The 12535-nt window shown below is 60.0% G+C and carries 14 protein-coding genes; 7 read left to right on the forward strand and 7 right to left on the reverse strand.

The features are described 5' to 3' along the window. The first annotated feature begins 171 nt into the window (after positions 1 to 171). The 4 genes from rsxD to nth are packed head-to-tail and all read left to right on the forward strand — an operon-like array spanning position 172 to position 3195. Positions 172 to 1230 carry an electron transport complex subunit RsxD gene (rsxD, locus tag HA46_RS17235; RefSeq protein WP_033789880.1) on the forward strand — a complete coding sequence of 353 codons (1059 nt, stop codon included), beginning with the start codon at positions 172 to 174 and terminating at the stop codon, positions 1228 to 1230. A 3-nt stretch (positions 1231 to 1233) separates the two neighbouring features. After that, on the forward strand, positions 1234 to 1866 hold the full coding sequence (gene rsxG, locus HA46_RS17240) for an electron transport complex subunit RsxG (RefSeq protein WP_033789878.1): 633 nt from the start codon (positions 1234 to 1236) through the stop codon (positions 1864 to 1866). Next, the gene (locus HA46_RS17245) at positions 1859 to 2563 is read left to right on the forward strand and encodes an electron transport complex subunit E (RefSeq protein WP_033789875.1); all 705 of its coding nucleotides are present in this window, start codon (positions 1859 to 1861) and stop codon (positions 2561 to 2563) included. Before rsxG ends, HA46_RS17245 begins: the two co-directional genes overlap by 8 nt. After that, on the forward strand, positions 2560 to 3195 hold the full coding sequence (nth, locus tag HA46_RS17250) for an endonuclease III (RefSeq protein ID WP_033789873.1): 636 nt from the start codon (positions 2560 to 2562) through the stop codon (positions 3193 to 3195). Before HA46_RS17245 ends, nth begins: the two co-directional genes overlap by 4 nt. Positions 3196 to 3219: 24 nt before the next feature. Here the strand turns inward: nth and HA46_RS17255 are convergent, their stop codons facing one another. Continuing rightward, positions 3220 to 3918, reverse strand: coding sequence for a CTP synthase C-terminal region-related (seleno)protein (locus tag HA46_RS17255; protein ID WP_084885665.1), 699 nt, complete (start codon positions 3916 to 3918; stop codon positions 3220 to 3222). A 577-nt stretch (positions 3919 to 4495) separates the two neighbouring features. Between HA46_RS17255 and dtpA the strand changes: the two genes are divergently transcribed. Beyond that, positions 4496 to 5992 carry a dipeptide/tripeptide permease DtpA gene (dtpA, locus tag HA46_RS17260; RefSeq protein WP_033789869.1) on the forward strand — a complete coding sequence of 499 codons (1497 nt, stop codon included), beginning with the start codon at positions 4496 to 4498 and terminating at the stop codon, positions 5990 to 5992. Positions 5993 to 6137: 145 nt separating this feature from the next. Next, positions 6138 to 6743 carry a glutathione transferase GstA gene (gene gstA / locus HA46_RS17265; RefSeq protein ID WP_084885668.1) on the forward strand — a complete coding sequence of 202 codons (606 nt, stop codon included), beginning with the start codon at positions 6138 to 6140 and terminating at the stop codon, positions 6741 to 6743. Between the two features lie 34 nt (positions 6744 to 6777). Here gstA and pdxY read toward each other — a convergent pair whose 3' ends face one another. The 5 genes from pdxY to anmK form a co-directional block, all read right to left on the reverse strand. Further along, on the reverse strand, positions 6778 to 7638 hold the full coding sequence (gene pdxY, locus HA46_RS17270; RefSeq protein ID WP_084885671.1) for a pyridoxal kinase PdxY: 861 nt from the start codon (positions 7636 to 7638) through the stop codon (positions 6778 to 6780). Between the two features lie 64 nt (positions 7639 to 7702). Beyond that, positions 7703 to 8977: a tyrosine--tRNA ligase gene (tyrS, locus tag HA46_RS17275; protein WP_084885674.1), complete on the reverse strand. Its 1275-nt coding sequence runs from the start codon at positions 8975 to 8977 to the stop codon at positions 7703 to 7705. A 136-nt stretch (positions 8978 to 9113) separates the two neighbouring features. After that, the gene (gene pdxH, locus HA46_RS17280) at positions 9114 to 9770 is read right to left on the reverse strand and encodes a pyridoxamine 5'-phosphate oxidase (RefSeq protein WP_033789862.1); all 657 of its coding nucleotides are present in this window, start codon (positions 9768 to 9770) and stop codon (positions 9114 to 9116) included. Positions 9771 to 9775: 5 nt separating this feature from the next. Beyond that, positions 9776 to 10108 carry an MliC family protein gene (locus HA46_RS17285; protein WP_084885678.1) on the reverse strand — a complete coding sequence of 111 codons (333 nt, stop codon included), beginning with the start codon at positions 10106 to 10108 and terminating at the stop codon, positions 9776 to 9778. Positions 10109 to 10125: 17 nt separating this feature from the next. Then, a complete protein-coding gene (anmK, locus tag HA46_RS17290; protein ID WP_033789858.1) occupies positions 10126 to 11241 on the reverse strand; it encodes an anhydro-N-acetylmuramic acid kinase in 1116 nt (371 codons plus the stop codon). Positions 11242 to 11521: 280 nt separating this feature from the next. Between anmK and slyB the strand changes: the two genes are divergently transcribed. Beyond that, on the forward strand, positions 11522 to 11989 hold the full coding sequence (gene slyB / locus HA46_RS17295) for an outer membrane lipoprotein SlyB (protein ID WP_033747425.1): 468 nt from the start codon (positions 11522 to 11524) through the stop codon (positions 11987 to 11989). Between the two features lie 41 nt (positions 11990 to 12030). Here slyB and slyA read toward each other — a convergent pair whose 3' ends face one another. Next, the gene (slyA, locus tag HA46_RS17300; RefSeq protein WP_033747426.1) at positions 12031 to 12468 is read right to left on the reverse strand and encodes a transcriptional regulator SlyA; all 438 of its coding nucleotides are present in this window, start codon (positions 12466 to 12468) and stop codon (positions 12031 to 12033) included. Positions 12469 to 12535 lie beyond the last annotated feature (67 nt).

Genomic DNA, 12535 nt, shown 5'->3' on the forward strand with positions numbered 1-12535 from the left:
AAAGCGAAAAAAGCCGCTGCCGCGCAGGCATCAGAAAAGGACGTCGTGACCCTCGACGTTGCAAACAGTGATGCGCGTCCGTCGGAAGACGCGCGCAAGGCAGCCGTCGCTGCCGCTATCGCCCGGGCCAAAGCGCGTAAAGCGCAGCCGCCGTCGACGTTTGAGGAATAAATGGCTTTTCGTATCGCTAGCTCCCCTTATACCCATAACCGTCGCAGCACCGGCAACATTATGTTGCTGGTGGTGCTGGCGGCCGTCCCCGGCTTCGCCGCGCAATGGTATTTCTTTGGCTACGGCAGCGTGCTGCAGGTGCTGCTGGCGGTCTTGACCGCGTGGCTGGCGGAAGCGGCCATTATGCGGCTGCGCAAGGCGCCGATCGCTCCCAGCCTGGCGGATAACTCCGCGCTGCTGACCGCCGTGCTTATCGGCATTAGCCTGCCGCCGCTTGCGCCCTGGTGGCTGGTGGTGATCGGCACCCTGTTCGCTATCGTTATCGCCAAGCAGCTCTACGGCGGCCTGGGACAAAACCCTTTCAATCCGGCAATGGTCGGCTATGTGGTGCTGCTGATCTCCTTCCCGGTGCAGATGACCAGCTGGCTGCCGCCCGATGCGCTGCAGGCGGTGAAACCAGGCCTGCTTGATTCGCTGAGCATGATCTTTACCGGCCATACGCTGGCGGGCGATACCATGCAGCAGCTGCAGCTCGGCGTCGACGGCGTCAGCCAGGCGACGCCGCTGGATACGTTTAAAACCGGCCTGCGCGCCGGCCACAGCGCGGAGCAGCTGCTGGCGCAGCCGATCTATACCGGCGTGCTGGCCGGCCTCGGCTGGCAGTGGATCAACCTTGGCTATCTGGCCGGCGGCCTGTTCCTGCTGTGGAAAAACGCCATTCGCTGGCATATTCCGGCGGCGATGCTGCTGTCGCTGGCGTTCTGCGCCACGCTGGGCTGGCTGATCTCGCCGGAGAGCCTTAACACGCCGCTGATCCATCTCTTTTCCGGCGCCACTATGCTCGGCGCGTTTTTCATCGCCACCGATCCGGTTACCGCCTCCACCACCAACCGCGGGCGTCTGCTTTACGGCGCGCTGATTGGTTTGCTGGTGTGGCTGATCCGCAGCTTCGGCGGCTACCCTGACGGCGTCGCCTTTGCCGTGCTGCTGGCGAATATCTGCGTGCCGTTAATCGATTACTACACGCAGCCGCGCGTCTACGGCCATCGCAAGGAGTGATCGATGCTTGAGACTATCCGTAAAAACGCCGTTACCCTGGCGCTGTTCGCGGTGTTCACCACCGGTTTGACCGCCGTGGTGAACTACGTAACCAAACCGACCATTGCCCATCAGACAGCGTTGAATCAAAAAAACCTGCTGGATCAGGTGGTGCCGGTCGAGCTGTACGATAATCAGATTCAGCGCGAATGTTACCTTGTCACCGATGCCGCGCTGGGCAACGCCGCGCCGCACCACCTCTATCTGGCGCGCAAGGGCGATGCGCCGGTGGCGGCCGCGCTTGAGACCACCGCGCCGGATGGCTATTCTGGTGCGATACAGATGCTGGTCGGCGCCGATTTTCACGGCAAAGTGCTGGGCGTACGCGTTATCGAACATCATGAAACCCCGGGGCTTGGCGACAAGATCGAGCTGCGGATCTCAGACTGGATTAACAGCTTTAACGGCAAAGTCGTGCACGGCGCCGATGACAAAGCTTTTGCGGTAAAGAAAGATGGCGGCGAGTTCGACCAGTTTACCGGCGCCACCATTACGCCGCGCGCCGTGGTTAACGCCACTAAGCGCGCCGCGCTACTGATTGAAACGCTGAGCGGCAACGTCTCGTCGCTGCCCGAATGTGGAGACGCAAATGAGTGAAGCCAAAAACCTGCTGGTAGGCGGCCTGTGGAAAAACAACTCGGCGCTGGTGCAGCTGCTCGGGCTCTGCCCGCTGCTGGCCGTCACCTCGACGGCGACCAACGCGCTGGGACTCGGCCTGGCGACCACGCTGGTGCTGACCATCACCAACAGCGCCATTTCCGCCTCGCGCCGCTGGGTGCCGTCGGAAATCCGCATCCCGATCTACGTGATGATCATCGCCTCGGTGGTGAGCTGCGTGCAGATGCTGATCAACGCCTACGCCTATGGCCTTTATGAGTCGCTCGGCATCTTTATTCCGCTGATCGTCACCAATTGCATCGTGGTCGGCCGCGCCGAAGCGGTGGCCTCAAAGAGCAGCATTCCCCTTGCCGCGCTGGATGGCTTCGCCATCGGCATGGGCGCAACCTGCGCCATGGTCACCCTCGGTTCGATTCGCGAGCTGATCGGCAGCGGCACGTTGTTTAACGGCGCGGATCAGCTGCTCGGCCCCTGGGCCAGGGCGCTGCGCATCGAGGTGGTGCACTTCGACTCGCCGATGCTGCTGGCGATGCTGCCGCCAGGCGCGTTTATCGGCCTCGGCATGCTGCTGGCCGCGAAATACCTGATCGATCAGAAACTGAAACAGCGCGCCGCGCGCCGCGCCGCTGAAGCTGCGGCGGCCGAACCGCACGCGCCTGCAGGGAAAGCGGTGTGAATCAGGCGAAACGCAGAGAAATCCTTACCCGGCTGCGGGACAACAACCCGCATCCCACCACCGAACTCAATTTTACCTCGCCGTTCGAACTGCTGATCGCCGTGCTGTTGTCGGCGCAGGCGACCGACGTCAGCGTCAATAAGGCGACCGCAAAGCTTTATCCGGTGGCTAACACCCCCGCCGCGATGCTGTCGCTGGGCGTCGAGGGCGTGAAGGAGCATATCAAGACGATCGGCCTGTATAACAGCAAGGCTGAGAACGTGATCAAGACCTGCCGTATTCTGCTGGAGCAGCACGGCGGCGAGGTGCCGGAAGATCGCGCCGCGCTGGAGGCGCTCCCGGGCGTCGGGCGCAAAACGGCTAACGTAGTGCTGAACACCGCTTTCGGCTGGCCGACCATCGCCGTAGATACCCATATTTTCCGCGTCAGCAACCGCACTCGCTTCGCGCCGGGCAAGAACGTGGAAGAGGTAGAGGCGAAGCTGCTGAAAGTGGTGCCTGCCGAGTTTAAGGTGGATTGCCACCACTGGCTGATCCTGCATGGCCGCTACACCTGCGTCGCGCGCAAGCCGCGCTGCGGCGCCTGCCTGATTGAAGATCTCTGCGAGTTTCCCGACAAGACGGAAATCTGACGGGCGCGCCGCGCCCGTCGTGCGTTAGCGCCCTGCCAGCGCCGCCTGTAGCCAGGCAATCGCCAGCGGCGAATCTTTCCCCTGCAATGCCGCCCGCTCCGACTGGAACAGTGTCGCGACGAAGAAAGGGTGATCGATCAGTTCAATGCCGCGCACATCTCCTGAAGCGTCCCAGGAGGTGATACGCAAATTCTCCCCCTCCAGCGCCTCGCTGAAGGCGGGATTAACGCCAAAATTACAGTGGTAGCCCTCATCGCTTGACTGCGCGCCATAGGCCTCGGCGATGCGCGATCCCGGCGCGAACCTGACTTCGCCCCGCTGCTCTACCAGCGAACAGCTGAGCGGCGCGATGACCATGCGGCCGCCCTCGTCGGTCTCGGCGTGACTGGCATCCTGCCAGCCCAGCACGTTGCGGGCGTACTCAATCACCGCATACTGAAAACCGCCGCAGGAGCCGAGAAACGGATGCTGCCGCTCTCGCGCCCAGCGAATGGTTTCAAACACAGCCTCATCGTTTTTATAGGGGCTGCCCGGCACGACCCAGACGGCGTCGCTCTCTTTCACAGCGCTGAGATCGCCGAGCTGGTCAGTAGGGAGCCAGCGAAAGCTGACGGCGGCGCCCAGATGCGCGGCGGCGCGCTCAATAGCCAGAGGAATAGCCTGATGCGCAACGGCGCTGGCGCGGTAATCGCCCACAAGTGCCAGGTTTACTAATGCTGACATGAATACGTCCTGTAAAGGGAAATGTCGAGGTTAGCGGATCGCTATTTTGATGTCGAGACGGTAAAAATCGCATTTTTATGCGCCTGACGCGGCACGCAAACGCTTTCTTGTTTTACCCGATGAATTAATTGGTGATTCTGTGCGAAGGATCAACTTTTACCCGTTCTTTCTCATTACTGGAAGCCAACATGCTGGTTTATTGTTCAAATTAGCTGATAAATTAGCTCCATCCAGCATAATGAACCGGTTAATTACCGAACGACGATGCCTTAGCCTGTTAAATTACAGTAAAGCAGTTTATGTGGTTATTATTATCCTCTTCTCATGAAAAACAAACGTTTATTCTGGTAGAATTATCTCTGCTGAAATTAAAATCCATTTAACAAAGTTAGATCGGTTTTTAAACCTTACATAGACCAGGCTTTTCAGCATTCAAAAAATTCTTGCCCTGATGCGCGTTATCAGCCACATTAGGCGCCGCTTTTCCCTACTAATAACAATGTCGCGCATGGAATCCTGACATGACGCGGACTTATTTCCTGTCGTAAAACAGGGTACGCGAAAAACTGAGGTACACGTGTCAACTGCAAACAAACACACTGATGAGGCCGTTAGCCTCAATGCGTTCAAACAGCCGAAGGCCTTCTACCTGATCTTCTCGATTGAGTTGTGGGAGCGCTTCGGTTTCTACGGCCTGCAGGCCATCATGGCTGTTTACCTGGTTAAACAGCTGGGTATGTCGGAAGCGGCTTCTATTACTCTGTTCGCCTCTTTTAGCGCGCTGGTTTATGGCCTGGTGGCTATCGGCGGCTGGCTGGGCGATAAAGTGCTGGGCACCAAGCGCGTTATCGTGCTGGGCGTCATCGTGCTGGCGCTGGGTTACGCGCTGGTGGCCTTCTCCGGTCATGACGTCGGCATGGTCTATGTCGGCATGGCGACCATCGCGGTAGGCAGCGGGCTGTTCAAAGCGAACCCCTCTTCGCTGCTCTCTACCTGCTACGAGAAAGATGACCCGCGTCTCGACGGCGCCTTCACCATGTTCTACATGTCAATCAACGTCGGCTCGCTCTTCTCAATGATGCTGACCCCCTGGCTGGCGGCGAAATATGGCTGGAGCGTGGCCTTTTCCCTCTCGGTTGTCGGTCTGGTGATTACCCTGCTCAACTTTCTGTTCTGCAAAGGCCTGGTGAAAAACTACGGCTCGAAGCCGGACTTCGCGCCGCTCAACGTCAGCAAGCTGCTGATGACCCTGGTAGGCGTCGTGGTGCTGGTCGCGATTGCAACCTGGCTGCTGCATCACCAGACTATCGCGCGCATTACCCTGGGCGTGGTCGCGCTGGGCATTATCCTGATCTTCGCCAAAGAGGCGTTCTCGCTGAAAGGCGCGGCGCGGCGCAAAATGATCGTGGCGTTTCTGCTGATGGTCGAGGCGATCGTCTTCTTCGTGCTCTATATGCAGATGCCGACCTCGCTTAACTTCTTCGCGATTCGCAACGTCGAACACACCATTCTGGGGATTACCTTCGAGCCCGAGCAGTTCCAGGCGCTCAACCCGTTCTGGATTATGCTGGCGAGCCCCCTGCTGGCGGCGGTCTACAACAAGCTGGGCGACCGTCTGCCGATGCCGTTTAAATTCGCTATCGGCATGGTGCTCTGCTCGGCCGCCTTCCTGGTGCTGCCGCTGGGCGCAAAGTTCGCTTCGGATGCCGGTATCGTCTCGGTTAGCTGGCTGATCCTTAGCTATGCGCTGCAGAGCATCGGCGAGCTGATGATCTCCGGTCTCGGTCTGGCGATGGTGGCGCAGCTGGTGCCGCAACGCCTGATGGGCTTTATCATGGGCTCATGGTTCCTCACCACCGCTGGCGCGGCGATGATCGCCGGTAAAGTGGCGGGCCTGATGGCCGTGCCGGAGAACGTGACCGATCCGCTCGCCTCGCTGAACGTCTACAGCAGCGTCTTCCAGCAGATCGGCATCGTTACCGGCGTGATCGCCGTGCTGATGCTGCTGACCGCACCGCTGCTGAACCGCATGGCCCAGACGCCGCAGGCGGAGCTGGAAAAAGCGCAGGCCTGATCGTTCAGGTGACATGCAGCCGGGCCATGCGCCCGGCTTTTTTTTATCCTTTTCCGGGCCAGGGGCAACGCTTGATCGCGGTCACTGGCAATTCGGCGACGAGGCATTAAGCTGCAATGATCCTGTCGCAATCCGGAGGTCCGTGATGAAACTGTTCTGTAAGGCTGGCGCCTGCTCGCTTTCGCCGCATATCGTGCTGCGTGAGTGCGGGCTCGACTTCACGCAGGTTAATGTCGATCTGATGAAAAAAGTCACCGAATGCAGCGAAGATTACTGGCAAATCAATCCAAAAGGCCAGGTGCCGGCGCTGGAGCTGGATGACGGCACTATCCTGACCGAAGGCGTGGCGATTGTGCAATATCTGGCGGATCTGAAGCCCGACCGCCAGCTGCTGGCGCCGGTCGGCAGCCTGACGCGCTACCACACGCTGGAGTGGCTCAGCTTTATCAGCAGCGAACTGCATAAAACGTTCACGCCGCTGTTTAAGTCCGATACGCCCGACAGCTACAAGCCTTTGCTGCGCGCCCGGCTGGAGCAGCAATTCCGCTTCGTCGACAAGGCGCTGCAGGACAAGCAGTGGTTGATGGGGCTGCGCTTCAGCGTGGCGGATGCCTATCTTTACGTTATGGTGCGCTGGGCGCATGCGCTGAAGCTGGAGCTGGAAGGGTTATCGGCGCTGGACGCCTGGTTTCAGCGTACGTCGCAGCGGCCTGCGGTGCAGGCGGCGCTGAAGGCGGAAGGCGCAGCCTAGCTAGCGGGGCCGATGCGATATCGGCCCTGCAGGTTTACAGCGCTTCGGCGGCGAAGTGCTGGGTCGGCTGGGCGATAGCGTCCTGCGCCGCGACCAGCTGCAGCTCATATTCGCCCATGGCGTGGGTGGTCAGCATCACTTCGTACACGGCGGCGGTAACGTGCTCTAGCGCCTGCTTCAGATCCTTGCCGTGCAGCAGATTGACCAGCAGCAGGCCGCTGGTGAGGTCGCCGACGCAGACCGGCTGGCGCACGCCGAAATCCACCAGCGGACGGCTGATATGCCAGGCCTCTTCCGCCGTGACCAGCAGCATCTCGAAGCGATCGCTGCGACGTCCGGCGCGCGCCAGATGTTTCACCAGCACCACGCGCGGCCCCTGGGCAATCAGCGCGCGTGCCGCCGCGATCGCCTCTTCTACGCTGGTGACGCTGCGCTCGCTGAGCATCTCCAGCTCCAGCAGATTCGGCGCGATAATGTCGCTGGCGGGCATGGCGTATTTACAGTGATACTCCGCCACGCCAGGCGCCACGATGCACCCTTTTTCAGGATGTCCCATCACCGGATCGCAAAAGAACCAGGCGTCCGGGTTGGCGGCTTTCACCATGCGCACGATCTCCAGGATCTGTTCGCCCTGTTCAGCCGAGCCCAGATAGCCGCTCAGCACCGCATCGCAGGTTTTCAGCCGGTCGATATCGCCGATGCCTTTGACGATCTCCGTCAGGTGCGTCGCGGGCATAACCGTGCCCGTCCAGTGGCCGTACTGGGTATGGTTTGAGAATTGTACGGTGTTGAGTGGCCAGACGTTGGCCCCCATGCGCCGCATCGGAAATTCGGCGGCGGCGTTGCCAGCGTGGCCGAATACCACATGCGACTGAATTGCGAGAATATTTTTCATTATGTTCTGAACTGCCTTGCCCTTGTCTGCCATAAAAAAGGGCCGGAAACCGGCCCTGAAGCGCTTACTGCCAGACGATCAGACAGTAGTGTTTTTTCCCGCGACGCAGCAGCGTGTAGCGGCCAAACAGCTTATCGCTCTCGCTGAAGCGGTACTCCGCGTCTGACTGCTTCTCGCCGTTGATAGCGACGGCGTTAGAGCCGATCATGGTGCGCGCCTGACCGCGTGACGGCACCAGCTCGGCATTCACCAGCGCCTGCTGCAGATCGTCGTCCGCGCCCAGCTGCACGGTCGGCATGCCATCCTGCGCCAGCTGTTCGAAGTCCGCTTCGGTCATGTCGCTCAGCGCGCCGGAGAAGAGGCTCTCGGTAATGCGCTTCGCCGCCGCCAGGCCCGCTTCGCCATGCACCAGCCGCGTGACGCTCTCGGCGAGCACGTACTGCGCGCGCGGCGCTTTGCCGCTGTTCTTGTCTTCCTCTTCCAGCGCGTTGATCTCGTCAAGGCTGAGGAAGGTGAAGAACTTCAGGAAGCGGTAGACGTCGGCGTCCGCGGTATTGATCCAGAACTGGTAGAACTTATAAGGGCTGGTTTTCTTCGCATCGAGCCACACCGCGCCGCCTTCGGTTTTACCGAACTTGGTGCCGTCGGACTTGGTGATCAGCGGCACCGTCAGGCCGAAGACCTGGTTCTGATGGAGACGACGCGTCAGGTCGATGCCGGAGGTGATGTTGCCCCACTGATCGGAGCCGCCAATCTGCAGCGACACGCCGTGGCGTTTGTTGAGCTCGGCGAAGTCGTAGCCCTGCAGCAGGTTGTAGGAGAACTCGGTAAAGGAGATCCCCTGGTCGTCGCGGTTCAGGCGCTGTTTGACCGCTTCTTTGTTAATCATCTGATTCACAGAGAAGTGTTTGCCGATATCGCGCAGGAAGGTCAGCACGTTCATGCCGCCGAACCAGTCGTAGTTGTTGGCGGCGATAGCGCTGTTGTCGCCGCAGTCGAAATCGAGGAAAGGCGCGACCTGACGGCGGATCTTCTCCACCCACTCGCCTACGGTTTCGCTGGTGTTGAGTTTACGTTCTGCTGCTTTAAAGCTGGGATCGCCGATCAGACCGGTGGCACCGCCCACCAGCGCGACCGGCTTGTGTCCGGCATCCTGAAAACGTTTCAGGCAGAGCAGCGGCACCAGATGGCCCAAATGCAAGCTGTCAGCGGTCGGATCGAAGCCGCAATAGAGGGCGATCGGCCCTTGCGCCAGTCGCTCTGCTAACGCTTCCTCATCCGTTACCTGGGCGATTAAGCCCCGTTCCTGCAATTGTTGTATCAGGTTACTGCTGGTCATCACTGACTCCAAATTGATCAGACTGCACCTATGCTGGTACACAGCTTTCCGCTGAGTGCGGAAGAAAAAAAGAGGGCTATAGCATAAAGCGCTGGCGACTTCTGTGCCAGCGCTGAGAGAGGAGAAATACGCTGTTTTACGGGGCTAAGCGGTCGATTTTCCAGCCGTTGTCGTCGCGCTGGTAGAGGAAACGGTCATGCAGGCGATGTTCGCCGCCCTGCCAGAACTCCATGGTGTGAAATTTGACGCGGTATCCGCCCCAGAAGCTCGGCAGCGGGACCTCGCCCTGCTGAAACTTCTGCTTCAGCTCGAGGAATTTCCCCTCCAGCACGCCGCGCGCCGATATCCGGCTCGACTGACGCGATACCCAGGCGCCGATTTGGCTGTCGCGCGGGCGGCTATGGAAATATTTCAGCACCTCCAGCGACGACAGCTTTTCGACTTCGCCCAGCACCATCACCTGGCGCTCCAGGAAGTGCCAGGGGAAGTGCAGCGAGATGCGCGGATTGTTGGCCAGCTGCTGCGCCTTGCGGCTGCCGAGATTGGTATAGAACACCAGGCCGCTGTCGTCATAGTGCTTAAGCAGCACGATACGCTGGTAAGGCTGCCCCTGATCGTCCACCGTCGCTACGGTCATGGCGGTGGGATCGGGCAGCTGCGCTTCGCACGCCTGACGCAGCCAGGTTTCAAACAGCGCCAGCGGCTGGTCCGGCAGATCCTTGCGACGCAGCCCGCCGCGCGTATATTCGCGGCGCAGGCTGGCGATATCTTGCAGAGTGAAATTCGTGCTCATACGGGTTACTCGAAATGAACAGGCTGGCTGGCAGGCTGCAATTCACAGTCGTTGACGACGATTTTATCGTCGCGTTCGATAAAGGCGGTTTCGCCTTTGGTCCAGAATACATATTTTCCGTCGCTGTAGCGCGCGCCTGAGGCGGAGATCGCCCGCTTCAGCGTTAACGGCTGGCCGTCCATGATAAAGCTGACCTGCTCGCTGGCGTTGTCGAGCGTGACGGTCAGCGGCAGGGTGCCGCAGCGATAGTGCAGCGTTTGCGGCGCTTCAGCCTGTTTGTGCAGCAGACCGCAGCCGCTCAGCAGCAGCGCGGCGGCAAGCGTTAACCCCTGTTTCATCGTGATTCTCCTTACTGTCAGTAGAGCGGATTAGCCGGATAGATAGCGCCGAGCACGCTTTTTGCCGTTGCGCCGGTTACGGCGGGCAGATTGCCGGGCAAACCGGAGAGCGTGCGGCTGGCAAGCCAGGCGAACGCCAGCGCCTCCATATCGTCGCCGCGAATGCCCGCGGCGTCGGTGGTGGCCACTTCGGTTCCCGCCAGCAGCGCGGCGAGGCGCGCCATCAGCAGCGGATTGCGGCCGCCGCCGCCGCACACCAGCAGCCGGTCGCAGCCGTCGTTAAGCTGCACCTGGTGGGCGATGGTGACGGCGCTCAGCTCGGTCAGCGTCGCCTGCACGTCCTGCGGCGCCAGGCCCGGGAAAGTTTGCAGCTGGCGCTCAACCCAGCCCAGATTAAAATATTCGCGCCCGGTACTTTTCGGCGGCGGCAGCGCGAACCAGGGATCGCGCAACATCTGCTCCAGCAGCGCGGGCACCACGCTGCCGCTGCTCGCCCAGCGGGCGTCCTGGTCGAACGGCTTGCCCTGGTGACGCCAAATCCAGGCATCGATCAGCATATTGCCGGGGCCGGTATCGAAGCCGCGCACCGGCTGACCCGGGATGAGCAGGGAAAGATTGGCGATGCCGCCGATATTGAGCACCATGCGGCGCTCGACCGCGTCCATCAGCAACGCCTGATGAAACGCGGGCACCAGCGGCGCGCCCTGCCCGCCCAGCGCCATATCGCGGCGGCGGAAGTCGCCGACCACGGTAATGCCGGTGGCGGCGACAATCTGATTATTATCGCCGATTTGCAGCGTGTTCGGCGCGTCGCTTTGCGGTTCGTGCCAGACGGTCTGCCCGTGACAGCCGATGGCGACGATATCGCTCGGCTCCAGCGCCTCGCGCCGCATCAGGGTATTGACCGCGTCGGCGAACAGACGGCCAAGGCGCGTATCGAGCTGGCCGAGCTGCGAAAGCGTCAGCTGCTGGCCCTGGCCGATCGCCAGAATCTGCTGACGCAGCTCGCCCGGCATCGGATGGCAGTAGCTCGCCTGCTGCGCCACCATATGCTCATCAATGGCGGCCAGCACCACGTCTACGCCGTCCAGGCTGGTGCCTGACATAACGCCGATATAACGTCCTGATTTCATTCCTGGTCCTTACTGGGTGGCGGAAGTGCGATTCAACGCCTTTCAGTCTGGCAAATTCTCGCGCCTGTTTCGACGATTACCTGACGCTTTACCCGACTTTATGCAACAAATAACATTGCGCAACTTTTTTTCTCGCCTGGTTGAATTTTTGTTAGTCGCTAATAGTCTATGTTTGGCTTCACCATGTTTTACTCAGACTAAGATTAATTTGCTTTGTGTCTTATACTGTTTGCAGGATTTCGCGATACACATGGCGCATTGCTTAAGAAAGGAGTTACAAATGATCAAGCGTTTCGTTGCTGTCGCACTGGCTGGCATTACGCTGGCCGGCTGCACAAATACCAGTACTCTGTCAGGCGATACCTACAGTGCCAGTGAGGCCAAACAGGTTCAGAGCGTGTCTTACGGCACGCTGGTCTCGGTCCGTCCGGTTAAGATTCAGGGCGGCGATGACAACAACGTGATCGGCGCTATCGGCGGCGCGGTGCTGGGCGGTTTCCTCGGCAATACCATCGGCGGCGGCACCGGACGCAGCCTGGCCACCGCAGGCGGTGCGATCGCTGGCGGCCTGGCAGGCCAGGGCGTGCAGGGCGCAGTCAATAAAACCGACGGCGTCGAGCTGGAAATCCGTAAGGATGACGGCAATACCATCATGGTGGTGCAGAAGCAGGCGGCCAGCCGTTACTCTGTCGGGCAGCGCGTAGCGCTGGCATCCAACGGCAGCCAGATCACCGTTTCGCCGCGCTGATCGCCTCAGCAAAAAAAACCGACGCCTGGGCGTCGGTTTTTTTATTTTTCCCGATGCTGCAGCTCGAGAATGTTTTTCTCCAGACGGGCGATAAGGGTCACCATCTGGTTGATCTCTTCGCGGCTGATGCCGGCAAGAATATCGTCGCGCGTCGCGTCGATAACGCTCTCAACCTGTTCGATAATCGGCTCCGCCTGACGCGTCAGCTTGATGCGCTTCGCGCGGCGATCGTTCGCGCAGGTCGAGCGGGTAATCAATCCTTTCTCTTCCAGCTGATCCAGCGTGCGCACCAGCGACGGCTGCTCAATGCCGATCGCCTTCGCCAGCTGAATCTGCGACTGTTCCGGCGGCAGCTGATGAATGTTGTGCAGCGTGACCCAGTGCGTCTGCGTCAGCTCAAGCGGCTTCAGTCGCTGATCGATCAACGCGCGCCAGATGCGCACCAGGCGAGACAAATCCGTTCCAAGGGGCGTATCCATTCCATCTCCTTATAATTAGCTTGCTAGCTATCAAGCCAGATTTTACACTATTCTGCGAGTTTAAAGG

This window comes from Pantoea septica, from assembly GCF_002095575.1.
In the GTDB taxonomy this organism is placed as follows: Bacteria; Pseudomonadota; Gammaproteobacteria; order Enterobacterales; family Enterobacteriaceae; genus Pantoea; species Pantoea septica.

Coding starts and splice junctions, on each gene's coding strand:
- rsxD (WP_033789880.1), top strand. CDS start 172: ATGGCTTTTCGTATCGCTAGCTCCCCTTATACCCATAACCGTCGCAGC.
- rsxG (WP_033789878.1), top strand. CDS start 1,234: ATGCTTGAGACTATCCGTAAAAACGCCGTTACCCTGGCGCTGTTCGCG.
- HA46_RS17245 (WP_033789875.1), top strand. CDS start 1,859: ATGAGTGAAGCCAAAAACCTGCTGGTAGGCGGCCTGTGGAAAAACAAC.
- HA46_RS17255 (WP_084885665.1), bottom strand. CDS start 3,918: ATGTCAGCATTAGTAAACCTGGCACTTGTGGGCGATTACCGCGCCAGC.
- gstA (WP_084885668.1), top strand. CDS start 6,138: ATGAAACTGTTCTGTAAGGCTGGCGCCTGCTCGCTTTCGCCGCATATC.
- pdxY (WP_084885671.1), bottom strand. CDS start 7,638: ATGAAAAATATTCTCGCAATTCAGTCGCATGTGGTATTCGGCCACGCT.
- tyrS (WP_084885674.1), bottom strand. CDS start 8,977: ATGACCAGCAGTAACCTGATACAACAATTGCAGGAACGGGGCTTAATC.
- pdxH (WP_033789862.1), bottom strand. CDS start 9,770: ATGAGCACGAATTTCACTCTGCAAGATATCGCCAGCCTGCGCCGCGAA.
- HA46_RS17285 (WP_084885678.1), bottom strand. CDS start 10,108: ATGAAACAGGGGTTAACGCTTGCCGCCGCGCTGCTGCTGAGCGGCTGC.
- anmK (WP_033789858.1), bottom strand. CDS start 11,241: ATGAAATCAGGACGTTATATCGGCGTTATGTCAGGCACCAGCCTGGAC.
- slyB (WP_033747425.1), top strand. CDS start 11,522: ATGATCAAGCGTTTCGTTGCTGTCGCACTGGCTGGCATTACGCTGGCC.
- slyA (WP_033747426.1), bottom strand. CDS start 12,468: ATGGATACGCCCCTTGGAACGGATTTGTCTCGCCTGGTGCGCATCTGG.